General features: G+C 65.2%; 14 protein-coding genes. 6 read left to right on the forward strand and 8 right to left on the reverse strand.

The genetic code is table 11. From position 1 onward, the window contains the following. Window position 1: 1 nt before the first annotated feature. From ACNFBT_RS03010 to speB, 4 genes are all read right to left on the reverse strand, one after another. Entirely contained in the window at window positions 2-1,381 is a 1,380-nt protein-coding gene (locus tag ACNFBT_RS03010; protein ID WP_416746312.1) for a sodium:solute symporter, read from the reverse strand. 127 nt (window positions 1,382-1,508) lie between these two features. Beyond that, a complete protein-coding gene (locus ACNFBT_RS03015; RefSeq protein ID WP_416746314.1) occupies window positions 1,509-3,023 on the reverse strand; it encodes a purine-cytosine permease family protein in 1,515 nt (504 codons plus the stop codon). A gap of 25 nt (window positions 3,024-3,048) precedes the next feature. After that, window positions 3,049-3,459 (reverse strand): YybH family protein, encoded by a 411-nt coding sequence (locus tag ACNFBT_RS03020; RefSeq protein WP_416746316.1) that lies wholly within the window; start codon window positions 3,457-3,459, stop codon window positions 3,049-3,051. Between the two features lie 16 nt (window positions 3,460-3,475). Next, a complete protein-coding gene (speB, locus tag ACNFBT_RS03025; RefSeq protein WP_416746318.1) occupies window positions 3,476-4,435 on the reverse strand; it encodes an agmatinase in 960 nt (319 codons plus the stop codon). 287 nt (window positions 4,436-4,722) lie between these two features. Here speB and ACNFBT_RS03030 point away from each other — a divergent pair, with 287 nt between their 5' ends. The 4 genes from ACNFBT_RS03030 to ACNFBT_RS03045 all read left to right on the forward strand — a co-directional run bounded on the left by ACNFBT_RS03030 (window position 4,723) and on the right by ACNFBT_RS03045 (window position 8,784). Beyond that, complete coding sequence (locus tag ACNFBT_RS03030; RefSeq protein ID WP_416746320.1) at window positions 4,723-5,619, forward strand: LysR family transcriptional regulator; 897 nt, start codon at window positions 4,723-4,725, stop codon at window positions 5,617-5,619. Then, window positions 5,616-6,209, forward strand: a complete 594-nt coding sequence (locus ACNFBT_RS03035; protein WP_416746322.1) for a tRNA-uridine aminocarboxypropyltransferase — start codon at window positions 5,616-5,618, stop codon at window positions 6,207-6,209. Before ACNFBT_RS03030 ends, ACNFBT_RS03035 begins: the two co-directional genes overlap by 4 nt. 343 nt (window positions 6,210-6,552) lie before the next feature. Further along, a complete protein-coding gene (locus tag ACNFBT_RS03040; RefSeq protein WP_416746324.1) occupies window positions 6,553-8,163 on the forward strand; it encodes an ABC-F family ATP-binding cassette domain-containing protein in 1,611 nt (536 codons plus the stop codon). 177 nt (window positions 8,164-8,340) lie between these two features. After that, window positions 8,341-8,784, forward strand: coding sequence for an acetyltransferase (locus tag ACNFBT_RS03045; protein ID WP_416746326.1), 444 nt, complete (start codon window positions 8,341-8,343; stop codon window positions 8,782-8,784). A 163-nt stretch (window positions 8,785-8,947) separates the two neighbouring features. On the opposite strand, the gene ACNFBT_RS03050 is transcribed toward ACNFBT_RS03045, so the two are convergent. Continuing rightward, window positions 8,948-9,298, reverse strand: coding sequence for an antibiotic biosynthesis monooxygenase (locus ACNFBT_RS03050; RefSeq protein ID WP_416746328.1), 351 nt, complete (start codon window positions 9,296-9,298; stop codon window positions 8,948-8,950). A 97-nt stretch (window positions 9,299-9,395) separates the two neighbouring features. On the opposite strand from ACNFBT_RS03050, the gene soxR reads away from it, so the two are divergent. Next, window positions 9,396-9,836, forward strand: coding sequence for a redox-sensitive transcriptional activator SoxR (gene soxR, locus ACNFBT_RS03055; protein WP_416747188.1), 441 nt, complete (start codon window positions 9,396-9,398; stop codon window positions 9,834-9,836). A gap of 247 nt (window positions 9,837-10,083) precedes the next feature. Here the strand turns inward: soxR and ACNFBT_RS03060 are convergent, their stop codons facing one another. From ACNFBT_RS03060 to ACNFBT_RS03070, 3 genes are all read right to left on the reverse strand, one after another. Then, window positions 10,084-11,436, reverse strand: a complete 1,353-nt coding sequence (locus ACNFBT_RS03060) for an HlyD family type I secretion periplasmic adaptor subunit (RefSeq protein ID WP_416746330.1) — start codon at window positions 11,434-11,436, stop codon at window positions 10,084-10,086. Between the two features lie 5 nt (window positions 11,437-11,441). After that, entirely contained in the window at window positions 11,442-13,604 is a 2,163-nt protein-coding gene (locus ACNFBT_RS03065) for a type I secretion system permease/ATPase (RefSeq protein WP_416747190.1), read from the reverse strand. 162 nt (window positions 13,605-13,766) lie between these two features. After that, complete coding sequence (locus ACNFBT_RS03070; protein ID WP_416746332.1) at window positions 13,767-15,056, reverse strand: TolC family outer membrane protein; 1,290 nt, start codon at window positions 15,054-15,056, stop codon at window positions 13,767-13,769. Window positions 15,057-15,607: 551 nt separating this feature from the next. Between ACNFBT_RS03070 and ACNFBT_RS03075 the strand changes: the two genes are divergently transcribed. Beyond that, window positions 15,608-25,420, forward strand: a complete 9,813-nt coding sequence (locus tag ACNFBT_RS03075; RefSeq protein ID WP_416746334.1) for a retention module-containing protein — start codon at window positions 15,608-15,610, stop codon at window positions 25,418-25,420. Window positions 25,421-25,435 lie beyond the last annotated feature (15 nt).

Consider the following 25,435-nt stretch of genomic DNA (forward strand, 5'->3'; position numbering starts at 1 on the left):
ATCAGGCTGCGTCTGCGACCGCCGCCGGGCGAGGCGACAGCAGGCTGACGACGATGAAGCTGACCAGGCCGACGGCCAGACTGTAGTAGATCGGGGTGTTGGCGTCGAAACCATCCTTGAGCATGAACACCAGCGCGGTGATGAAGCCCAGGGCCATGCTGGTGATGGCGCCGGCGGTGGTGGCGCGCTTCCAGTAGATGGCACCGATCAGCGGGATCAGCATGCCGCCTACCAGCAGGTTGTAGGCCAGGGTCAGGGCGCTGATCACGTCGTTCACCACCAGGGCGATGGCCAGTACCAGCAGGCCGGTCAGAGCGGTGAACAGACGGCTGGTGCCGAGGCTGGATTCCTTGCCGCCACGCAGCTTGGGCAGCAGGTCCTCGGTGATGGTGGTGGAGGCGGCCAGCAGGCCGGCACTGGCGGTGGACATCATGGCAGCCAGGGCAGCGGCGATCACCAGGCCACGGATGCCGTCCGGCAGGGCGGACTGGACGATGGCGGCGAAGGCGTTGTTGACGTTGTCCAGGTCAGGCAGCAGCACCTTGGCGCACATGCCGATCAGGGCGCCAACCAGGCCGTAGATCACGCAGTAGACACCGGCGGTGGTGCCGGCGTACTTGGCTACGTTCTCGTTGCGGGCGGTGAACACGCGCTGCCAGATGTCCTGGCCGATCAGGATGCCGAAGAAGTAGATCAGGAAGTAGGTGATGATGGTGTCGTAGCCGATGGTGTGGAAGCTGAAGGCGCTGGCCGGAAGCTTGGCTACCAGCTCATCCCAGCCGCCCACGCGGTACAGGCAGATCGGCAGCAGCACGAACATCAGGCCGACGGTCTTGATGATGAACTGCACGATGTCGGTCAGGGTCAGCGACCACATGCCGCCGATGGTGGAGTACACCACGACCACGCCGCCGCCCAGCAGGACGGAGACCCAGAACGGCAGACCGAACAGCACCTGCATCACGGTGCCGATGGCCAGGGTGGACACCACGCCGATCATCAGCGCGTAGGCGAACATGATCGCCGCGGAAGCCTGGCGGGCCATCGGGTTGTAGCGACGCTCCAGCACCTGGGTCACGGTGAAGATGCGCAGCTTCAGCAGCGGCTTGGCCAGGAACAGGTTCAGCGCAATGATGCCGGCGCCCAGGGCTGCGCACAGCCAGAAGCCGGAAATGCCGTGGACATAGCCCAGGCGCACGGTGCCCACGGTGGACGCGCCACCCAGCACGGTGGCAGCCATGGTACCCATGTAGAAGGACGGGCCGAGGTTACGACCTGCCACCAGGAAATCTTCATGGGTCTTGGCACGGCGCATGCCGTACCAGCCCAGGACCAACATGCCGGCGGCATAGATCAGAACGACGAATATATCCAAGGCCATGAACGGCTCCTCACACTTGCATTGTCATTGTTGCCGCGCGCTTGTGGCGTGCGGTGATTCATCGGACCGACGGAGGTCGGTCCGATGGGGCTTTTGGGGTATTGCTCCGCCTCGGGCAGGCGGTCGATCAGGCGGTCGGTTCGCTGATGCCCAGTACGGGACGATCATGGCTGCCGACCCAGCGCGGGCCTTGGGGGCCATACACGCCAGCGGGTTCCGGGAAGGTTCTGAGCAGGGCGATGTAGAGCAGGGCAGCGACGCCGAGGGTGACCGGCAGGCTGATGTCGATACCGCCAGCCAGGTTACCCAGCGGACCGACGAACTGGCCCGGCAGGTTGACGAAGCACAGGCCCAGCGCCGCGCTCGGAATCCAGGCGCCCATGCCGCGCCAGTTCCAGCCGTTGTGGAACCAGTAGGCACCGCCTTGCTGGCCACGGGTGAACACCTGCAGGTCGTCGGCGTGGTAGAAGCCACGACGGATGACCAGGCCGAGGATCATGATCACCATCCAGGGGCTGGTGCAGGTGATGATCAGCACGGCGAAGGTGGACACGCTCTGCACCAGGTTGGCGGCGAAGCGGCCGATGAAGATGAAGGCGATGGACAGCACGCCGATCAGCAGGGTGGCCTGTACGCGGTTGAGCAGGCGCGGGAACACGCTGGACATGTCCAGGCCCGTGCCGTACAGCGAGGTGGTGCCGGTGGACATGCCGCCGATCACTGCGATCAGGCACACCGGCAGGAAGAACCAGCTCGGCGATACCGCCAGCAGGCCGCCGACGTAGTTGTTCTGGGCGATGTAGTCCGGCGCGCTGACCGCGACGATGGTGGCGGTGGTCAGGCCGAACATGAAGGGGATCAGGGTCGCCACCTGGGAGCCGATCACCGCCAGCATGATGCGCTTCTGCGAGGCCTCGCGCGGGATGTAACGCGCCCAGTCACCGAGGAAGGCGCCGAAGGACACCGGGTTGCTCATGGCCAGCAGGGCGGAGCCGATGAAGGCGGCCCAGAAACCTTCGCCGCCCATCTGCACGGTGCCGGCGTAGCTGGCATCGAACGGGCCTGCGAAGGCGAACACGCCGAGCAGGAACAGCAGGCTCGCGGCCCATACGGCGATCTTGTTGACCAGCAGCATGAAGCGGAAGCCGTAGATGCAGACGATCAGCACCAGCACGGCGAACAGGCCGTAGGCCAGGCCCAGGGTCAGGTCGGTTTCCGGCAGGGCGAACAGGCGCTTGGCGCCGCCGATCAGCGCATCGCCCGAGCTCCAGACGGAGAGGGAGAAGAACGCGATCGCGGTGAGCAGCGACAGGAACGAACCGACGATCCGCCCGTGCACGCCGAAGTGGGCGCCCGAGGAGACCGCGTTGTTGGTGCCGTTGAGCGGGCCGAACAGGCCCATGGGCGCAAGGATCAGCGAGCCGACCAGCACGCCGAGGACGATGGCCCAGACGCCGGCCTGGAACGACAGCCCGAAGAGAACCGGGAAGCTGCCGAGCACGGCGGTGGCAAAGGTGTTGGAACCACCGAAGATCATGCGGAACAGATCGGTGGGCGTAGCGTTACGTTCGTGATCCGGGATCTGTTCGACCCCGAATGTCTCGATCGTTGTGATGGCGTGCGCGTTGTTCTTGTTATCCATGACTTCCTCCCGGGATGCCCTGTCTTTATGGCGTCGGAGACGGTGACAGGTGCTCGTGCGTGGCCAGCCAACGGCCTTGTTTCGGATCACGGCGGAAGACGATGGTCTCCCGTTCGTGGTTCAGGCTTTCCACTCCCTGGATGCGCAGCCGCGTGGCGACGTCGTGGCAGAACACGGCCACGTCTTCGCCTTGCAGGCTGACAAAGGTATTGCTGGACTGGCATTCGAGGACTTCGAAGCCATCGTCACGCAGCCAGCCTTCCCACACCTCGCGGTACGCCGCGCGCGAGAGCAGCGGCTGCGGCCAGGTGTGGAAGATGAAGCTGGCGTCTTCGCTGAAGGCGGCGAAGTAGGCTTCGGTGTCGGTGCGCGCAAAGGCTGCCACTAGATCGCGGGCAGCCTCCAGCACCTGCGCTACGCAGGCATCGTTATTCATGTGTGTGCTCGTGCGCTCAGCGGCGCTCTACGCCCGGGAGGATGCAGAGCATTTCGTACAGCAGGTTGGCGCCGAGCAGCGAGGTGTTGCCGGTGGTGTCGTAGGGCGGGGAGACTTCCACCAGGTCGCAGCCGATGATGTCCAGGCCCTGGCAGCCACGCACGATTTCCATCGCCTGGATGGTGGTCAGGCCGCCGATTTCCGGGGTGCCGGTACCGGGTGCCCAGGCCGGGTCGATACCGTCGATGTCGAAGGACAGGTAAACCGGGCCGCCGCCGACTTTCTCGCGTACTTCGGCCATCAGCGGGGCCAGCGACTTGTGCCAGCACTCTTCGGCCTGCACCACGCGGAAGCCCTGTTTGCGGCTCCAGTTGAAGTCTTCGGCGGTGTAGCCCTGCGCACGCAGGCCAATCTGCACCACGCGGTCGCAGTCCAGCAGGCCTTCTTCCACCGCACGGCGGAAGGTGGTGCCGTGGGCGATCTTCTCGCCGAACATGTGATCGTTCACATCGGCGTGGGCGTCGATGTGCACCAGGCCGACCTTGCCGTGCTTCTTGTGGATGGCACGCAGGATCGGCAGGGTGATGGTGTGGTCGCCACCCAGGGTCAGCGGGATGATGCCGCGGTCGAGGATACCGTCGTAGGCTTCCTCGATGATGCGTACGGCTTCCAGCAGGTTGAAGGTGTTGATCGCCACGTCACCGATGTCGGCGATGTTCAGCGAATCGAACGGCGCGGCGCCGGTGGCCATGTTGTACGGACGGATCATCACCGACTCGGCGCGGATTTCGCGCGGCCCGAAACGGGTGCCGGAGCGCAGGGAAGTGCCGATGTCCAGGGGCACGCCGACGAAGGCGGCGTCCAGCTTGTTGAGCTCTTCGGGGGACTGGATATGCGGCAGGCGCATCATGGTGGCGATGCCGCCGAAACGCGGCATTTCGTTACCGCCCAGGGGCTGGTGAAGTTTCTTGTCCATGGGGAGGGCCTCAGGCTGATCGCTGTCTTCGTGGAAACAGGCTTGTTGATACTGAGGTCGGATTCTCATCAGGTTGGGTAGTGAGAAAAATCGCTGGCTACAAATAATCAGTTCAGAGTTTTCTAAACTTTCCTTCGTCGCTAGACTGCGCCACCTTGCCGCAGGGTCCGGCCCGCCGGGCGCGTGGCCTGTGGTTCTTGAATAGATAGGTGGCTTACTATCATCCGTTTCGCTGGTACAGAAAGTACTGAACTAGAGCGGCTTTGCCGCCGTTTTACGGAGTCGTCATGAGCGCCAGTGCACTGCCCGACATCAAGTTGCTGCGAATCTTTGCCTGCGTGGTGCGCAGCCAGGGCTTCGCCGCCGCCCAGCAGGAGCTGAACCTGTCGACCTCAGCGATCAGCACCTACATGAGCCAGCTGGAGAACCACCTGGGCATCGTGCTCTGTCATCGGGGCCGCGGTGGTTTCGGGCTGACCAGCAAGGGCGAGCTGTTCTACCAGGAGACCCTGCGCATCCTCGGCGAGCTGGAGGGCTTCGAGCGCTACGCCGCCACCTTGAAGGGCGAGCTGCGCGGGACCCTCAACCTCGGCGTGCTGGACTCCACCGTGAGCGACCCGGCGCTGCCGCTGGCCGAAGTGATCGGTGCCTTCAGCAGCCTGCACCCGGCGGTGCACCTGCACCTGCAGGTACAGAGCCCCTACGAATTGCAGCTGGCGGTGCTGGACAACCGCCTGGACCTGGCCATCGGCTCCTTCTTCAGCCGGATGAACGGTCTGGTCTACCAGCCTCTCTATAGAGAACAGCACTGGCTGTACTGCAGCGACCGTCACCCGCTGTTCGATGGCCGGCGCATCCCCGCCGAGCTGATCACCCAGCAGCGTATGGTCGGCCGCGGCTACTGGAGCCAGGCGGAGCTGGCGCGGCACGGCTTCAAGCACAGCGCCGGCACCGTGGAGAGTATGGAGGCGCAGCTGATCCTTATTCTCTCCGGCGGCTACATCGGCTACCTGCCCGAGCATTACGCCCATCCCTGGGTGGATCAGGGCCGTCTGCGTGCGTTGCTTCCGACCACTTTCGGCTACCAGGCGCCGTTCTCCCTGATCCTGCGCCGTGGGCGCACCCGCGAACCGCTGATCCAGAACTTCCGCGATCTGCTGCGTACGCAGCCGAACACGCCATGAGCCGCGCCCGCTGCCCGCGCTGCGAGCGCCCGCTGACGCACTGCCTGTGCGCGTTGATCCCGCACCTGGACAACCGCACCCGCGTGCTTCTGCTGCAGCACCCGAGCGAGGTCGGCCATGCGCTGAACACTGCGCGATTGGCGGTGCTCGGCCTGGCCAATGCGCAGCTCCTGGTCGGCGAAGATTTCAGTGATCTTGACCTGTCTGCCTGGGATGCATGGCTGCTGTTCCCGGGCGAATCCGCCGTTGCCTTGACCGATGTGGCCGCGCGCCCTGTGGATAAGCCGCGCCTGCTGGTCGTCCCCGACGGTACCTGGCGCAAGGCGCGCAAGCTGCTGCACCTCAACCCCGGCCTGGCTTCGCTGCCCCGCGTGGTGCTGCCGGACGGGCTGACATCGCGCTACCGTCTGCGCAAGGCGCCGGCCGAGGGCGCGTTGTCGACCATCGAGGCGGTAGTGCATGCCCTCGACGCGCTGGATGCGCCGCAGTCCCACGCACAGCTGCTGCGGCCGTTCGAGGCGCTGATCGAGGGGCAGATAGCCGCGATGGGGGAGGAGACCTTCCAGCGGAACCACGGGCCGCGCCGCTGATCCGCTTTTATTAGGAGTAACTGCCTGCTGCAGGCAAGTCCGTGCCAATGCATTCCCCTCACCCCAGCCCTCTCCCATAGGGAGAGGTAGCCGCTCGTGCCGGCTGACGCCAGCGCTTCATCCTGCACCGAACAGTCTCCTCTCCCCCTGGGAGTGGGTTAGGGTGAGGGCTGACCCGAGCACGAACTCTCTCGTAGGGGCGACGGCACGCGCGTTATACTGCGCCCCTCATTCCCCTTCGCGAGGTGTTCGTCCGATGCGCAACTGATGCCGCCGTGGTTTCACGGCCCGTTTCCGTCCCAGGTTTCGCCTGGGGGATTTCCGGCATCAATCTGGATGGCATATGACGAGCCCCTTCACCCTGGCGCTGCAAGGCGTCTCTTTCCAATTGCCCAGCGGCGAGCCGCTGTTGAGCGATCTCAACGAAACCTTCGATGACCGTCGGACCGCGCTGGTCGGGCGAAATGGCGTGGGCAAGTCCGTGCTGGCGCGGATCATGGCCGGTCAGTTGCTGCCCAGCGCCGGGCGCTGCCTGCGTTCCGGGCCGGCGCATTACCTGCCGCAGCGCATCGAGCCGCAGGCGTTCCGCAGCGTGGCAGACCTCGCTGGCGTGCAGCCGTTGCTGGATGCGCTGGCGCGAGTCGAGGCGGGAAGCGTCGATCCCGCCGACTTCGAGCGCCTCGACGGCCAGTGGGATATTCATGCGCGCCTGGACGCTGAACTGGCTGCCAGCGGGCTCGGGCACCTGACGCCCGACACGCCGACCGCACAGCTGAGTGGGGGCGAATGCACTCGGGTGGCGCTGCTCGGCGCCTGGCTCTGCGCGGCGGACTGGCTGATCCTTGACGAGCCGAGCAACCATCTCGACCGCGCCGGACGCGAAGGGCTGCGCGAGCAATTGCAGCGCTGGCGCGGCGGGCTGGTCCTGATCAGCCACGACCGCCTGCTGCTGGACGATATGCAGCGGATCGCCGAACTGTCCTGCGCCGGGCTGCGCAGCTACGCCGGCGGCTACGGTGCCTACCAGGACCTCCGCCAGCAGGAGCAGGACAATGCGCAGCGCGAATTGCAGCGCCGCAAGCTGGAGCGCGACCGTCAGCAGCGGGCCATGCAGGAGCAGCGCGAGCGCCAGGAACATCGTCAGGCGAAAGGGCGGAAGGACGCCCGCGAAGCCAACCAGGCAAAGATCCTCGTCGACCGGCAGAAGGAGCGCAGCCAGACCAGCATCGCTCGCTTGAGCACCCAGCACGGCGATCGTCGCGAGCAGCTGGCGCGCGAGGTGCGGGAGGCTTTCGGCCAATTGCGCGAGGAGCTTGAGGTGACGCTCACCGCGCCGGACTGCGAGCTGCCGGAGCAACGCGGCGTGCTGTTGCTGGACGGTGTGCGCCTGCCCTATGGCAATGCCGCGCCGCTCGATCTGCAACTGGCAGGGCCGCGCCGAGTGGCGGTGACCGGTCGCAATGGCAGCGGCAAGTCGACCTTGCTCAAGGTCATCGCAGGCGAGCTGAGCCCGGCTTCGGGCCTGTGCGAGGTGAAGGTTCACAGCGCCTACCTGGATCAGCATCTGGGAGCGCTCGTCCCGGAGTGCTCGGTGCTGGAGTTGCTGCAGGCGCGCAATCGGGCGGTGGATCAGTCCGTGCTGCGTACCCGGCTGGCGCAGCTGGGCCTGTCGGCGGCGCGGGTCGATCAGCCCACTGGGTTGCTCAGCGGCGGCGAGCGGTTGAAGGCGGCGCTGGCTTGCGAGATCTACGCGGAGCAGCCGGCGCAGCTGCTGTTGCTGGACGAGCCGGACAACCATCTCGACCTGCCGTCCCGCGAGGCACTGGAGGCGCTGCTGCGGCAGTATCGGGGCGCGTTGCTGGTGGTGTCCCACGACGACGCCTTCCTTGCCCGGCTGGAGCTGGAGGCTCGCCTGGAGTGCGTGGACGACGCCTGGCGCTGGTACCGCGAGTGAGGGCTTTACCCGCCGGGCGTGGCTGGCTAGGATCGACTTCCCTTCCTTCCCGGCTGCCTCTGCCGTGTACCGCCCAGGCGTTGATTCGCGAAGCGGTCATTCACGCTGCCGACGCTCCAACGGCCGCCCTTGGCTGGCGTGCCATTGCCTATTGATCAGCTGAATCAGGACGATTTCATGCTCATTCGCCAACGCATCGCCGCGGACAATCTGCGTCTGCTCGACATCTGGTTGCGCGCCGTACGCGCTACCCACCACTTCCTCCAGGCGTCCGACATCGACGATCTGCTGCCTCAGGTCCGCGACCTGTACCTGCCCGCCGTCGAGGTCTGGGTGGCGGTGGATAACGACGATCATCCGCTGGGGTTCATCGGGCTCAACGAGAACCATGTGGAAATGCTCTTCATCGATCCCGAGTTGCGGGGGCATGGAATTGGTTCCCGGCTGCTCGACTTCGCGCGTGAGTCCCGCGACTCCCTGAGCGTCGACGTCAACGAGCAGAATCCGCAGGCGGTGGGGTTCTACCTGCACTACGGTTTCGTCCAGACCGGGCGTTCGCCCACCGACGGTGAAGGACGGCCGTTCCCATTGCTGCATATGAGCCTGCCGGACGAGGCATAAGCGGCTCTTCGGAGCGAATCGTGCAGGCGTAGGGCGTATAACGCTCCGCGTTATACGCCGATTGGCTTTGGTCTCCGCGCACTCCGGGGCAGGCCTCGGCGATGGCGATGGAGCGCGGTGTATCGGCGTACAACCGCGAACGGTTGTACGCCCTACGTGGCGCTCAAAGTCCGGTGTCACCACTGCCGAAACGAATGCTTCGCGCACCGAGCTTGAGCAGGCTGTCGGCGAACAGGTCGCTGGCGGTGCTGCGGCAATCCCAGGCGGCTTCCCAGTCCTCCCGGCGGCGCCAGTGCAGGCGGCCGACCAGGCGTTGCGGTTCGTCTTCGGTGTGCAGTTCGCTGGCGAGGTAGCCGGGGCGCAGGTGGAACAGTTGCTGGAGGTGCTCCAGGTAATCACCCAGTTTCGCGGCGATGTGCGCGCGCTGCTGCGGCGTCACGCCGATCTCGATCTGCAGGACGAAGTGCGGATTGTCGACGCAGGCCTGGGCGTTGGTCGGGCTGGGCTGGGTCATGGTTCTTGGCTCCTGTCTTGAACCGAATGCCAGGCGAGGGTAAAACCTCAACTTAAGTTGAGGTCAATAGCCCATGAAGAAATCTTCTCCTTGTTCGATGCACCGCGACCTGAGCGTTGGTGAGCTGGCCAAGCGCGCTGGCGTGGCCGTTTCCGCGCTGCACTTTTATGAAGCCAAGGGGCTGATCGCCAGCACGCGCAGTGCCGGCAACCAGCGCCGTTATTCACGCGATACGCTGCGGCGGGTGGCGGTGATCAAGGTCGCGCAAAGAGTTGGCATCCCCCTGGGCGAGATCGCCGAGGCACTGGGTTCGCTGCCCACCGGGCACAACCCGACGGCGGCGGACTGGGCGCGCTTGTCGGCGCGCTGGCGGGATGACCTGAACGAGCGGATCGAGAAGCTGCTGTTGTTGCGCGATCAGCTGGATGGCTGCATTGGGTGTGGTTGCTTGTCGATGGAGGCGTGCCCGTTGCGTAATCCGGGGGACAGGTTGGCGGAGGAGGGGCCGGGGGCGCATTGGCGGGGGGATGCGGAGTGAGGCGGTAGAGTTAAGAGCCCCTCACCCTAACCCTCGGCTTGGGCATCCTGCGTCGCCCTACCTCCTGCATCCATGCAGTCGTCTCCCAAGGGGAGAGGGGACCGCCCTGAGTCAAGCGCTTCTACTGAGTTCGCCTGGCTCCATGGGTGCAGGGAGCGTCACCTTTCCAGTCGGCACGTACTGCCCCCTCTCCCCCAGGGAGAGGGTTGGGGTGAGGGGAAGGCCCGAGCATTGAACGTCCCAGAACTCACCGCTCCCGCAACGCCTCCCACCGCGCCTTCAACACCGGCTTGAGGATGTAATCCAGCACGCTCTTCTCGCCGGTGATGATGTCCACCGTCGCCACCATGCCGGGGATGATCAGCAGCGGCTTGGCGTCGGTGCCCAGGTGGTTCTTGTCGGTGCGTACCTGGATCAGATAGAAGCTGTTGCCCTTGTCGTCGGTGATGGTGTCGGCGCTGATCAGTTCCAGCTTGGCCTTGAGCCCGCCGTAGATGGTGTAGTCGTAGGCGGTGAACTTCACGGTCGCCTGCTGGCCCGGGTGGAGGAAGGCGATGTCCTGCGGGCGCACCCGCGCCTCCACCAGCAGGTTGTCCTCCAGCGGGACGATTTCCACCATGTCGCTGCCCGGCTGCACCACGCCGCCGATGGTGTTGACCTTGAGCTGCTTGACGATGCCGCGCATGGGCGAGACCACCAGGGTGCGGTTGACCTTGTCGTCGATGGCGCGGCTGGTGGCGGTGAGTTTGTTGAAGTCGGTGCGTACCTCGTTGAGCTCTTTCAGTGCGTCGCTGCGAAAGCCGAGTTTCGACTCCTCGATCTTGCGCTGGATTTCGTTCACCGCCGCTTCGGCGCGGGGAATCGCCAGGCTGGTGGCGTTGAGGTCGCCGCCGATTTCCACGGCGCTGCGGCGCAGGCGCAGCAGTTCCACCGGGGAGACGGCGCCGCTCTTCACCAGCGGCTCGGACATGTTGATCTCCTGCTGCACCAGGCCGAGGCTTGAGCGGTATTGCTGCACCTTGGCGCGGAACTCCTGGAGCTCCTGGGTCTTCTGCCGCAGCTGTTCCTGGAGGATGTTCTGCTCGCTGTTCTGCCGCTGCTGGCGGGTCTGGTAGAGGGCCATCTGGTCTTCCACCACCTGCGGCGCATCTTTCTTCAGTGCATCGGTGAACACCGGTTCGCGGCCTTCGGCTTCCGCGCTCAGCCGCTCAACGCGGGCTTCCAGGGAATTGCGGTCGGCCTCGGTCTCGCCCTTGTTGGAGGCGAAACGGGTGTCGTCCAGACGCAGCAACGACTGGCCTTTGTTCACCACCTGGCCTTCGCGGACGAAGATCTCCGAGACGATGCCGCCTTCCAGGTTCTGGATGGTCTGCACCTTGGAGGAGGGGATGGCCTTGCCTTCGCCCTTGGTTACTTCCTCGATATCGGCGAAGTAGGCCCAGACGATGGCTACCACCAGCAGGGCGAACGCCGCCCAGAGGGTGATGCGGGTGGCGTTGGGCGAGTCTTCCAGCAGGGTGCCCTGGACCTCCGGCATGAACTCGGTGTCGCGGGCACCGTTGCCACCCAGGTAGTCGCGGATCGATTGGGAGAACTGCATGGCGATTACCCCGCTGCCGGGCCGACGTGGCCCTTGCGCAATGCTTCGATGACCGCGTCTTTCGGGCCGTCAGCGACGATGCGGCCGCTGTCGAAGACCAGCAGGCGGTCGACCAGGCTGAGCATCGAGGTGCGGTGGGTGACCAGCAGCAGGGTCTTGTCGCGGCAGGCCTCGTGCAGGCGCTTGCGGAGGATTTCCTCGCTGCTGTTGTCCATGGCGCTGGTGGGTTCGTCGAGCAGCAGGATCGGTGGGTCGAGCAGCATCGCGCGGGCCATCAGCACGGCCTGGCGCTGGCCGCCGGAGAGCAGTTGGCCGCGCTCGCCCACCGGGCGGTCGAAGCCCAGTGGGTGTTGCCGGGCCAGTTCGCTGACGCCGGTCAGGTCGGCCACTTCCAGCATCCGCGCGTCGCTGATGTAGCGCGCGCCGAGGGTCAGGTTGTCACGCAGACTGCCGGCCAGCAGCGGCAGGTCATGGGCCACATAGCCGATTTGCTGGCGCAGGTCGGCGACGTCGATCTGCCGTAGGTCCAGGCCGTCGAGCAGGATCTGCCCTTCGTCGGGTTGGTAGAAGCCCATCAGCAGCCGGCCGAAGGTGCTCTTGCCGGAGCCGCTCTTGCCGATGATCCCGACCTTCTCGCCCGGAGCCAGGCGCAGGCCGACGTGGTTCAACGCCGGGGTGTTCTGGCCCATGTAGCTGAAGTTGAGCTGGCGGACTTCCAGGGCACCATGCAGTTGTGTGCGTTCCAGCGGGCGTTGGCGCGGCTGGCGCTCCTGCGGCAGGGCCATCAGCGCGTCGGTGCTGGTCATGGTCAGGCGCGCCTGCTGGTAACGGGTGATCAGCCCGGCGATCTGCCCGAGCGGGGCGAGCACGCGGCTGTTGAGCATGTAGCTGGCGACCAGCGCACCGACGCTGAGGTTGCCGTCGAGGATGCTGTAGACCCCGGCGCAGATCATCGCCATGCCGGCGAACTGCTGCAGGAACAGGGTGCCGTTGGTGGCCAGCGCGGAGAGGAAGCGGGCGTGGTTGTCCAGGCGGGCGAGGGCGCCGTGGGTGCTTTCCCAGCGGTACTGGCGCTCGCTCTCGGCGCCGCAGGCCTTGAGGGTTTCCAGGCCGCCGAGGGTTTCGATCAGCAGGGCCTGGCGCTCGGCGCCCAGGGCCAGGCTCTTCTGCACCGTGTCGCGCAGGCGGCTCTGGATGATCAGGGCGAAGACGATGGTGATCGGGAAGGCCAGCAGCGGAATCGCGATGAGCCAGCCGCCGAGCAGGCCGATGACCAGGATCATCAGGAGGGAGAAGGGCAGGTCGATCAGGCTGGTCAGGGTCAGGGCGGTGAGGAATTCGCGCAGGCCCTGGAAGTCGTGGATGCTCTGGGCGAAGCCGCCGATGGTTTCCGGCTTGGCGACCATCGACATGCCGGTGATGCGTTCGAACAGGGTCGCCGAGAGCACCACGTCGGTCTTCTTGCCGGCCATGTCCAGCAGGTTGGAGCGCAGCACCCGCAGCAGCAGTTCGAACATCGTCCCCAGCAGCAGGCCGGCGGCCAGTACCCAGAGCGTCGAGAGCGCCTGGTTGGGCACCACGCGGTCGTAGGTCTGCATGACGAACAGCGGCACCAGCATGCCCAGCAGGTTGATCAGCAGGCTGGCCACCAGTGCGTCGGTATACAGCCAGCGCGACAGGCTGAGGGTGTCGCGGAACCAGGCCTCCACCCGGGGCACCAGCGGTTTGCGCGCGGCTTCCAGTTCGTGGCGCGGGCGGGCGAACAGGGCCTGGCCGCTGTATTGGGCGGCCAGTTCGTCGACGCTGACGGACTGCTCGCCGCCTTCGGTCTCGCAGGGCAGGATCAGCGCCTGGCCGTCGTCGCGCCATTGGCGGAGCACCGCGCTGCGGCCGTCGTTGAGCAGCAGCAGCACCGGTAGGTTGAGGTTGGAGATGCTCTTCAGCTCGCGGCGCAGCAGGCGTCCCTGCAGCCCGGCGCGGGCCGCCGCGCGGGGCAGCAGGCTGGCGGACAGGCGCTGGTCGGGCAGGGGCAGGCCGGCCGAGAGGGTATTGCGGCTGACCGTGCAGCCGTGCAGGCGGCAGAGGATCAACAGGCCGTCGAGCAGGGGGTCGTCATGGCTCAGGCGTGGGTCGCCGGGCGCGGGGCTGCCGCGTTCCTGGATGATCATGGTCACGCTACTTCCTCCCGGGCCGGGTCATCGCCGGCCACTCCCCGCGGGGGCCCGGCATGTCGCCGTACGACGGTTCCGTGCCCACTGTCGTATCGCCTTACGACCGCCACCCCGTGGCCGGATGGCACGGGGTACGGAGGACGGCCGTGTGCGACTTTCTTATTTCAGATCAGGCAGGCGTGCCTCGTTCTTCACATCCGAGATGGCCACAGACTCGTGTGGCGCCACCACGTGCTGGGACTTGAGCAGGTAGCCCATGCTGGCGAGCACGCGGTACATCGAGAACTCCTCGGTGTAGCGGACCTCGGTGTAGCGGCGGTTGGCGGTGAACAGTTCGTTCTCGCTGTCCAGCAGGTCGAGCAGGGTGCGCTGGCCGAGGGTGAACTGTTGCTGATACGCCTCGCGCACCTTGCGGGTGTAGTCGGCGTATTCGCGGGCCGGCTGGGTCTGCTTCTTGGCGTTCTCCATCGCGTCCCAGGCCAGCGAGAGGTTCTCGTTGATCAGGCGCAGGGCGTTGTTGCGGACATCCTGGGCCTCGTTGATTTCGTGGGAGGTGGCATTCAGGTGGGCCTTGTCGCGCATGCCGTTGAACAGGTTGTAGCGCATCACGACCTGGGCTTGCCACTGGTTGTAGTGGCCTTCCTCACCGTCGATGTTGTTGTTGGCGCTCTTGGCCAGTTCGGCGTCAAAGCGCGGATAGAAGGGCGCCTTGGCGGCCTCGTACTGGGCTTCGGCGGCGTTCACGTCGGCCTGGGCGGATTTGAGCAGCGGGTTGTCGCTGAGCATGTTTTGCCGTGCTTCCAGCAGGTCCGGGGGTACCTCCGCCTTGACGGTGGAGGGGGACTCCAGCTGGTCCGGCATCCGTCCGGTGGCGCTATAGAAGCTGGCTTCGGCGTCGGCCAGGTTCACTTCTTCGGTGTAGAGGTTGTTCTGTGCCAGGGCCAGACGGGCGATGGCCTGGTCGTTGTCGGCGGTGCTGCCGACGCCGCGCTCGCTGCGCAGGCGGATCTGGTCGCCAATGCGTTCGTGGGCCTGCAGGTTGTTCTTCGCCAGGGCCACCATCTCGCGGCGCTTGAGCACGTCGAGGTAGACCTCCACAGTGCGCAGGGCGGCGTTTTCCGAGGTGCCGAGGATACGGAAGGCCTTGGAGTTGACGTTGGCCTCGTTGCGCTTGACCTCGTTGGGGGTGCCGAAGCCGTCGAACAGCATCTGCCGCAGACGGATTTCGGACTCGCCGCGGTTCAGGGTTTCGTCATGGTGATCGCCCTGGGCGCGGGTGGAGGGGCTGTCGGTATTCTCCCGGCCGTAGCCGAGCAGAAGGTCGACGGTTGGCAGATAGCCGCCCCTGGCAAACTTGAGTTCCTCGTCCGCGGTCAGGCGGCTGTTCACGCTCTGGCTGATTTCCGGGTGGTATTGCAGTGTGCTTTGTATGGCCTCAGTCAGCGTCATGGCCTGCCCATGGGCGCATGACGCTGCCATAAATACACCGCTCCATAGTGCCGCGTTACGACTGCGCATGGCTTTGCTCCTAGCGTTCTCTTACCTGTGATGCTCTTCGTGCGCCAATTTATTGGCTTTTTTCTCTTATCAAGCGTTTCATGCCTGTAACATCACAGCTAAGAACAACTTTCCAGACAGCTCAGAAGAATTTTTCACAAGGCTTATTCGGAAAAAGTCTTATGACGCCTCTGAAAAGCAGCACATTGTTTAAGCCTGCAAGCCCCGGTATTTCCCGGGTATGGGCGAGGACGGTGCTTGTAATAGAAGCCAGGTACGGTTTGGAGCAGTTAGGGCGGGGACTACAGCAGAAGGACAGGAAAAAGCGTCGTCAGAGTGACAAAAAAATGTCGCTGGCTTTTTGATGCTGAGGCGCTACTAGTCCTTTTCGCCACCTTCGCAACTTTCTTCGCAACATCCGAATACACAAGCGTGCCTTGGCCTGTTTCGGATAGCTGCATGCCGGTGGAACCGGTGTTGGCAGTTGAGCGGAGGAAGGACTCATGGCTACGTTGATGGGTGTCGTCAGTAAAGTGGTCGGCGAAGTGTTTGCGGTAGCCGCTGATGGATCGCGTCGTCCGTTGAGCCAGGGAGACAAGGTGTTCGTCGGTGAACAGCTGGTCACCGGTGCCCATGGCTCGGTGGTGCTGAAAATAGCCGGCGGCGGCGAAATCACCCTCGGGCGCGACAGCTCCCTCCCCATGACCGCGCAGCTGCAGTCTGCCGCTCACCACGCACAGGACGGCCAACAGCAGGCCGTCGCTCAGCAGCCCGCAACACCGAGCAAGCAGGACGTCACTGACGTTAAGGCCCTGCAAGCGGCAATCGCCGCCGGTGTGGACCCGACCAAGGCGGCCGAAGCTACCGCTGCCGGCCCGAGCGCCGGTACCGCTGGCGGTGCCAATGGCAAACCGGGTGGCGGGCACTCCTTCGTACTTTTGACTGAGGTTGGTGGGCATGTCGGTCCGGAGATCGGTTTCCCCACCGGCCCGCTCACCTCGGGACCGTGGTTCCCGCAAGAACGCGTTGCCGCGCCGCTCGATGAGGCGGCCAGTTCCGGCCCCGGTGCCATCAGCATCGGTGAAAACGCCCTGGGCGGCCCTGCTGGCGCGACCCTGGGCAGTAGCCTGAACTACGATTTCGGCACCCATGGCGTCGGCAGCTTCACCTGGGGCACGGCCGGCCTGCCCAGCCTGACGTCCGGCGGCGTGCCGCTGACCTACACCGTCAGCGCCGACGGCCACACGCTCACCGCCAGCGCCAACGGCACTCCGGTGTTCACCCTGACGCTGACCAACATCAACACCGGCACCTTCGAACTCACCCTGCTGCAGCCGGTGGACCATCCGGGTGCGGGCCAGGACAGCCTGACCCTCAACGTGCCCTACACCATCACGGACGGCACCGGGGGCACCAGCACCAGCAACCTGGCGGTCGGCATCGTCGACTCCCTGCCGAGTGCCGCGCTTTCCGCCAGCGGCGGTGTGGACGGTGCGTTGCAGACCCATGACGCGGCTACCCTGGGCGCTGCCTCCGATAGCAACAGCGTCGACTTCAGCTCGGCCTTCCAGGTCAACGCCAACTACGGCGCCGACGGCGCCGGCAGCACCGTGCTGAGCTACAGCCTCCATCTGGTCGGCGCCGATGGCAGCAACTCCGGATTGACCAGCGGCGGAGCAGCCATCTTCCTGCACAACATGGGTGGCGTCATCGTTGGCTCCACCGCCGCCAGCGTGGCCGGCGTCACCGCGGAGAACACCATCTTCTCGCTGTCGGTGAACGGCAGCACCGGCGTAGTCACCCTGACCCAGTTCAGCGCGATCGACCATGCGCTACCGGGCAGCGACTCCAACTTCGCCGGCCAGCAAAGCGTGCTCGATCTGGGCCTGGTGCAATTGCAGGGCACCTTGGTGGTCACCGACCGCGACGGCGATACCGCGACCTCTTCCAGCACGCTGGATCTGGGTGGCCGTGTCAGCTTTACCGATGACGGTCCGAGCATCACGATCGGCCTGGGCGAGGGGCAGGTGGGCAGCCTGGAAACCCATGACGCCCTGACCATCGGTGCCAACGCCGACAGCGCCACGACGGACTTCTCCGGCGCCTTCAGCATTACCCAGCAGAGCACCGGTGCCGACACCCCGGCATCGGCGGTGAGCTGGAGCTACAGCGTGCACCTGGACGTTCCCGGTGGCAGCGCTTCCGGGTTGTCCAGCGGTGGTCAGGCCATCTTCCTGTACCAGGTGGGCAACCAGGTCATTGGCAGCACGGCCAGCACCCTGGGTGCAGTGAACGCCGGCAACACTGTGTTCGGCCTGAGCGTCGACGGCAGCGGCAAGGTCACCCTGACCCAGTTCGCCGAACTCGACCACGCCCAGCCGGGTCATGACCAGCAGGTCTCCCTGGAGAGCGGTCTGGTGAGCCTGCAGGGCACCGCTACCCTCATCGACTTCGACGGCGACAAGGCGACCTCATCGGCAAGCCTCGACCTGGGCGGCAAGGTGACCTTCGACGACGATGGTCCGAGCATTGCCGTGGGCCTGAGTGGCGCCCAGGTGGGTAGCCTGGAAACCCATGACGCCCTGACCATCGGCGAGGCCTCCGACAGCTCCACGGCCGATTTCTCCGGTGCCTTCAGCATTACCCAGCAGAGCTCCGGCGCCGACACCCCGGCTTCGGCGGTGAGCTGGAGCTACAGCGTGCACCTGGATGTAGGTGGGGGGACGGCTTCCGGTTTGACCAGCGCCGGCCAGACAATCTACCTGTACCAGATCGGTAATCAGGTCATTGGTAGCACTGCCAGCACCCAGGGTGCGGTGGATGCCAGCAACACCGTGTTCGGTCTGAGCGTAGACGGCAGCGGCAAGGTGACCTTGACCCAGTACGCCGAACTCGACCATCCGCAGCCGGGCAGTGACCAGCAGATCTCCCTGGGCAGCAATCTGGTGAGCCTGCAAGGCACCGCCAGCATCACCGACTTCGACGGCGACAAGGCCACCTCCACCGCAAGCCTCGACTTGGGCGGCAAGGTGACCTTCGACGACGATGGCCCGAGCATCAGCGTCAGTCTCAGTGGCGCCGAGGTAGGCACTCTGGAAACCCACGACCACCTGACCATTGGCGACGCCTCCGACACTTCCACGACCGACTTCTCCGGCGCCTTCAGCATCACCCAGCAGAGCACCGGCGCCGACACCCCGGCTTCGGCGGTGAGCTGGAGCTACAGCGTGCATCTGGATGTTCCCGGCGGCAGCGCTTCGGGGCTGTCCAGCGCCGGCCAGGCCATCTTCCTGTACCAGATCGGCAACCAGGTGGTGGGCAGCACTGCCAGCACCCTGGGCGGTGTGGACGCCAGCAACACCGTATTCGGCCTGAGCGTCGACGGCAGCGGCAAGGTGACCCTGACCCAGTACGCCGCACTCGACCATACCCAGCCCGCCCATGACCAGCAGATTTCCCTGGGCAGCGGCCTGGTGAGCCTGCAAGGCACGGCCAGCATCACCGACTTCGACGGTGACAAGGCCACTTCCACCGCAAGCCTCGACCTCGGTGGCAAGGTCACTTTCGACGACGACACTCCGAGCAGCAGCATCACCCTCGGCGATGCCCAGGTACGCAGCCTGGAAACCCACGACGCCCTGACCATTGGCGATGCGTCCGACAGCGATACGGTCGACTTCTCCGGCGCTTTCGTCATCACCCAGCAAATTGCCGGTGCCGACACTCCGGCCTCGGCGGTGAGCTGGAGCTACGCCGTGCATCTGGATGTGGACGCGGGGACCTCCTCGGGTCTCACCAGCGGTGGCCAGGCCATCTACCTGTACCAGATCGGTAATCAGGTCGTGGGCAGCACCGCCAGCACCCTGGGCGGTGTGGACGCCAGCAATACCGTGTTCGGCCTGAGCGTCGATGGCGGCGGCAAGGTCACCCTGACCCAGTACGCCGAGCTCGACCATCCGCAGCCGGGCAGTGACCAGCAGATATCCCTGGACAGCAACCTGGTGAGCCTGCAGGGCACCGCCAGCATCACCGATTTCGACGGCGACAAGGCCACCGCCACCGCGAGTCTCGACCTCGGCGGCAAGGTGACCTTCGATGACGATGGTCCGAGCATCAGCGTTGGTCTGAGCAACGCCCAGATCGATGCGCTGGAAACCCATGACGCCCTGACCATCGGTGCCAATTCCGACCACGATACGGTCGACTTCTCCAGTGCCTTCACCGTCACCCAGCAGAGTGCGGGTGCCGACACCCCGGCGTCGGCGGTGAGCTGGAGCTACGCCGTGCACCTGGATGTGGATGCGGGGACTGCCTCGGGCCTGAGCAGTGGTGGCCAGACCATCTTCCTGTACCAGATCGGCGGCCAGGTCGTGGGCAGCACCGCCAGCAGCCAGGACGCGGTGGATGCCAGCAACACGGTATTCGGCCTGAGCGTCGACGGCAGCGGCAAGGTGACCCTGACCCAGTACGCCGAGCTCGACCATCCGCAACCGGGCAGTGACCAGCAGATATCCCTGGGCAGCGGCCTGGTGAGCCTGCAGGGCACCGCGAGCATCACCGATTTCGACGGCGACAAGGCCAGCTCCACGCAGAGCCTCGATCTGGGTGGCAAGGTCACCTTCGACGACGACGGCCCGAGCATCAGCGCCGGTCTCAGCAATGCTCAGATCGATGCATTGGAAACCCATGACGCCCTGACCATCGGCAACGCTTCCGACAGCGATTCGGTCGACTTCTCCAGTGCCTTCACCGTTACCCAGCAGAACGCGGGTGCCGACACCCCGGCTTCGGCGGTGAGCTGGAGCTATGCCGTGCACCTGGACGTTCCCGGCGGCAGTGCTTCGGGGCTGTCCAGCGGCGGCCAGGCCATCTTCCTGTACCAGATCGGTAATCAGGTGGTGGGCAGCACTGCCAGCACCCTGGGCGGTGTGGATGCCAGCAACACGGTATTCGGCCTGAGCGTCGACGGCAGCGGCAAGGTCACCCTGACCCAGTACGCCGAACTCGATCATCCGCAGCCGGGCAATGACCAGCAGATCTCCCTGGGAAGCAACCTGGTGAGCCTGCAGGGCACGGCGAGCATCACCGACTTCGACGGCGACAAGGCCAGCTCCACGCAGAGCCTCGATCTGGGTGGCAAGGTCACCTTCGACGACGATGGTCCGAGCATCAGCGTTGGCCTGAGCAACGCCCAGATCGATGCGCTGGAAACCCATGATGCCCTGACCATAGGCGCCAACAGCGACCATGATACGGGCGACTTCTCCGGGGCCTTTACCGTTACCCAGCAAAATGCCGGTGCCGACACTCCGGCTTCGGCGGTGAGCTGGACCTACGCCGTACACCTGGATGTCAGTGCGGGGACTTCCTCGGGCCTGAGCAGTGGCGGCCAGACCATCTTCCTGTACCAGATCGGTAATCAGGTCGTGGGCAGCACTGCCAGCACTCAGGATGCGGTGGATACCAGCAATACCGTGTTCGGCTTGAGCGTCGACGGCAGCGGCAAGGTGACCCTGACGCAGTATGCCGAACTCGACCATCCGCAGCCGGGCAGTGACCAGCAGATCTCCCTGGGCAGCGGGCTGGTGAGCCTGCAAGGCACGGCCAGCATCACTGACTTCGACGGCGACAAGGCGACTTCCACCGCGAGCCTCGACCTCGGCGACAAGGTGACCTTCGACGACGATGGTCCGAGCATCAGCGTTGGTCTCAGCAATGCTCAGATCGATGCACTGGAAACCCACGACGCCCTGACCATTGGTGCCAACAGCGACCACGATTCGGCCGACTTCTCAGGGGCCTTCACCGTCATCCAGCAAAATGCCGGTGCCGACACTCCGGCTTCGGCCGTGAGCTGGAGCTACGCCGTACACCTGGATGTGAATGCGGGGACTGCCTCGGGCCTGAGCAGCGGTGGCCAGACCATCTTCCTGTACCAGATTGGTAATCAGGTCGTGGGTAGCACTGCCAGCACCCAGGATGCAGTGGATACCAGCAATACCGTATTTGGTCTGAGCGTCGACGGCAGCGGCAAGGTCATCCTGACCCAGTACGCCGAACTCGATCATCCGCAGCCGGGCAATGACCAGCAGATCTCCCTGGGAAGCAACCTGGTGAGCCTGCAGGGCACGGCGAGCATCACCGACTTCGACGGCGACAAGGCCAGCTCCACGCAGAGCCTCGATCTGGGTGGCAAGGTCACCTTCGACGACGATGGCCCGAGCATCAGCATTGGTCTGAGCAACGCCCAGATCGATGCATTGGAAACCCATGACGCCCTGACCATCGGCAACGCTTCCGACAGCGATACGGTCGACTTCTCCGGGGCCTTCAGCATCATCCAGCAAAGTTCCGGTGCCGACGCCCCGGCCTCGGCAGTGAGCTGGAGCTACGCCATGCACCTGGATGTTCCCGGCGGCAGTGCTTCGGGGCTGTCCAGCGCCGGCCAGGCCATCTTCCTGTACCAGATCGGCAACCAGGTCGTGGGCAGCACTGCCAGCACTCAAGGCGCGGTGGATGCCAGCAACACCGTATTCGGCCTGAGCGTCGACGGCAGCGGCAAGGTGACCCTGACGCAGTACGTCGAGCTCGACCATCCGCAGCCGGGCAATGACCAGCAGATCTCCCTGGGCAGCAACCTGGTGAGCCTGCAAGGCACGGCGAGCATCACCGACTTCGACGGCGACAAGGCCACTTCCACCACGAGCCTCGACCTGGGCGGCAAGGTGACCTTCGATGACGATGGTCCGAGCATCGTGGTGGACAGCCGGGCCGACATCCGGCTGGTCGTGGACGAGACCAACCTGGACAACAACGCCCGCGTCGAGGCCAGCCTGGTATCCCAGCTGTTCACTCCCCACTTCGGCGCCGATGGCGCGGGCACGATCACCTACGCGGTGAGCACCGTGGACGGTACCGACAGCGGCGTGCGCGACGGTGCCACGGGCCACCGCATCTTCCTGTTCAACGAAGCTGGCAGCGTGGTCGGTCGCGTCGAGGGCAGCAATGCCATCGCCTTCGTCGTCCGGGAGGATAATGGAGCACTGGAACTGGACCAGCGCCTGGCGCTCTACCATCCGGACCCGACCAACCCGGACGAAACGCTCAGCCTGGCCGCCGGCAAGATCACCCTGACCGCCACCATCACCGACCGTGACGGTGACTCGGACAGCGCCCAGGTCGACCTGGGCAGCAAACTGGTCATTTACGACGATGGTCCGAGCATCAGCCTGGCGGCGGGCTTCAATGGCCAACTGGTCGTGGACGAAACCACCCTCGCTACCGACGATACTGCCAACTTCAGCACGGCCTTCAACGCCACGACCGGCAATGACGGCGGCAGCGTGAGCTACAGCCTGACGGCGAACACCGGCGACCTCAGCGGTGTGCAGACCACCAACGGCACCGACATCGTGCTGGTGCGGGTCAGCGCCACGCAGGTCGACGGCCGGGTTGGCACTGCCGGTGGGCCGGTTGCCTTCACCCTGACGCTCAATGCCGCGACCGGTGAGCTGAAGCTCGACCAGCAGGTGACGCTCAAGCATGGCAATGCCAGCGATCCGAACGATGCGCTGCACCTGAATAGCGGTGTGATTTCGCTGACCGGCACCGTGACCGACGGTGACCTCGATGCGAAGAGCATCAGCCTCGACCTGGGCAGCAAGATCACCTTCCTCGACGACGGTCCGAGCATCAGTCTGGCAGGCGGCTTCGCGGGTCAACTGACCGTGGATGAGACCAACTTTGGCACCGATGCCACGGTGAATTTCAGCACGGCCTTCAGCGCCCAGACCGGCGCCGACGGCGGCAGCGTGAGCTACAGCCTGACGGCAACCACGGGCGATCTCAGCGGGGTGCAGACCACCAACGGCACCGACATCGTGCTGGTGAGGGTCAGCGCCACGCAGGTCGACGGCCGGGTTGGCACTACCGGTGGGCCGGTTGCCTTCACCCTGACGCTCAATGCCGCGACCGGCGAGCTGACGCTCGACCAGCAGATGGCGCTCAAGCATGGCAATGCCAGCGATCCGAACGATGCGGTGCACCTGGGTAATGGCGTGCTCTCGCTGACCGCCACCGTGACCGACGGCGATCTCGATGCGAAGAGCATCAGCCTCGACCTGGGCAGCAAGATCACCTTCCTCGACGACGGTCCGAGCATCAGCCTGGCGGCTGGCTTCAACGGCCAACTGACCGTGGATGAAACCGCGCTCGCGACCAACGCCACGGCCAGCTTCAGCACGGCCTTCAGTGCCACGACCGGCAATGACGGCGGTAGCGTGAGCTACAGCCTGACCGTCACCAACGGCGCCCCCAGCGGCCTGTCGATCACCAATGGTACGGCCATCGTCCTGGTCAAGATCAGCGACACCCAGGTGGAAGGCCGGGTTGGCAATTCCAGCGGGGCGACCGCCTTCGTCGTGACCCTCGATGCGGCGACGGGCAGCCTGACGCTCGACCAGCAGATGGCACTCCGGCATGGCGACACCAGTGACCCGAACGACCCGGTCAGCCTGGCCAGCAAGGCGCTCTCGCTGACAGCCACGGTGACCGACGGCGATCTCGATGCGAAGAGCATCAGCCTCGATCTGGGCGGCAAGCTGACCTTCCTGGACGACGGCCCGGTGGTGAACCAGCCGCTCACCCAGAACGTCTTCGATGCCAAGGGCTTCCACCTGGAGGGCATCCTGGGCGTCAACTTCGGCGCCGACGGTCCCGGGAGCTTCGACCTCAGCGGCAACACCGCGCCCAGCGGGCTGCACTATGTGGTCACCAGCCTGGCGGGTGGTGGCTCCCTGCTGACTGCCCTGGACGCGAACAACCAGCCGTTCTTCACGCTCCAGGTCAATGCCAATGGCAGCTACAGCTTCGACGTGGTCAACTCGCGGCCGACTGCCGAGGTGGGTTACGACCTGACCACGATCTCTGCCAGCGGGCCGCAACCCTCGTTCACCCTGACTTCGGCCGGACTCAACGCAACCTTCACCAGTCCCGACGGCCAGGTGAACCCGTCAACCAACGGCATGGGGGTCGGCGGCAACAACACGATCGATACCGGTGAGCGCCTCAACATCGCCTTCAGCGATACCGTCTACGCCGCGAGCTTCAAGGTTCAGAAGCTTTCCGACAAGGACACCCTCACCTGGAGCGTACTGAGCTCGGCTGGGGCGGTGCTGGCTACCGGCACCTTCGTGCCGCCAAATGGGACCGGTGAGAGCGCTAGCACGACCTGGCACCTGCTGACCGACGGGCATTTCCTCACGGGCTCGGCTGCCCAACTGGCCGAGAGCGGCTTCAGCACGGTGGTTTTGGGCAGCAGCGGTGGCGATTACCGGGTCCTGACCGTTTCCGCCGACCGTGCCGTACTGCCGCCCGATCTGGCGCTCAACTTCGGCGTTGGCGTCACTGACGGCGATGGCGATCATGCCAACCTGAATCTCGGCCTGGAGATGAACACCCCGACCTTGCTGGTGGTGGGTAGCAACGCCGACGATAGCGGCGCCTCGGCGACCCAGCACACCATTCCGAACCCGACCGATGCCGACAAGAGCGGCGATATCGTGGGCGGCAATGGCAGCGATGTGCTGGTGGGGGACAAGGGCGGAGTTGCGCAGCCGGTGGGGAATGACCACCTGGTGGGTGGTGCCGGCAACGACATCATCTTCGGCGACTCCATCAACACCGACAACCTGAGCTGGCAGGGCCATGCCGCGGGCACGCACAACGGTGCTGGCCTCCAGGGACTGGTGGATTATCTGACCGCCACCAACGGCGGAACGGCGCCCTCCACCGGGCAACTGCTCAACTACATCGCCGCCCATGCCCAGGAGCTCAACGTCGCCGGCGATCCCCGTGGCGGCAATGACATCCTCGAAGGGGGCGCCGGCAATGACCTGATGTTCGGCCAGGGCGGCAACGACAAGCTGATCGGCGGCCCCGGCGACGACATCATGTTCGGCGGTACCGGCGCGGATGAGTTCATCTGGAAGGCGGGCGACACCGGCCACGATGTGATCAAGGACTTCAGCATCGCCGAAGGCGACACGCTGAACCTGGCCGACCTGTTGCAGGGAGAGACCGCCACGGCTTCGTCCTTGGCGCACTACCTGAACTTCACGGTGACCTCCGGCACCACCAGCATCGGCGTCATGCCCACTGGCACCGGCCCGGTGACCCAGACCATCGACCTGGCCAACGTCGACCTGTCCGCCAAGTACGCCGGCCACGCGGGCAATGGCGTGCTCTCGGCGGGCGATACCCAGCAGGTGCTCAACGGCCTGCTCGGCGACCACGTGATCAAGACCGACACCGTCTGACCGCTGTCGCCGTGC

The sequence above is a fragment of the Pseudomonas sp. NY15181 genome (assembly GCF_048068055.1).
Taxonomy (GTDB): domain Bacteria; phylum Pseudomonadota; class Gammaproteobacteria; order Pseudomonadales; family Pseudomonadaceae; genus Pseudomonas.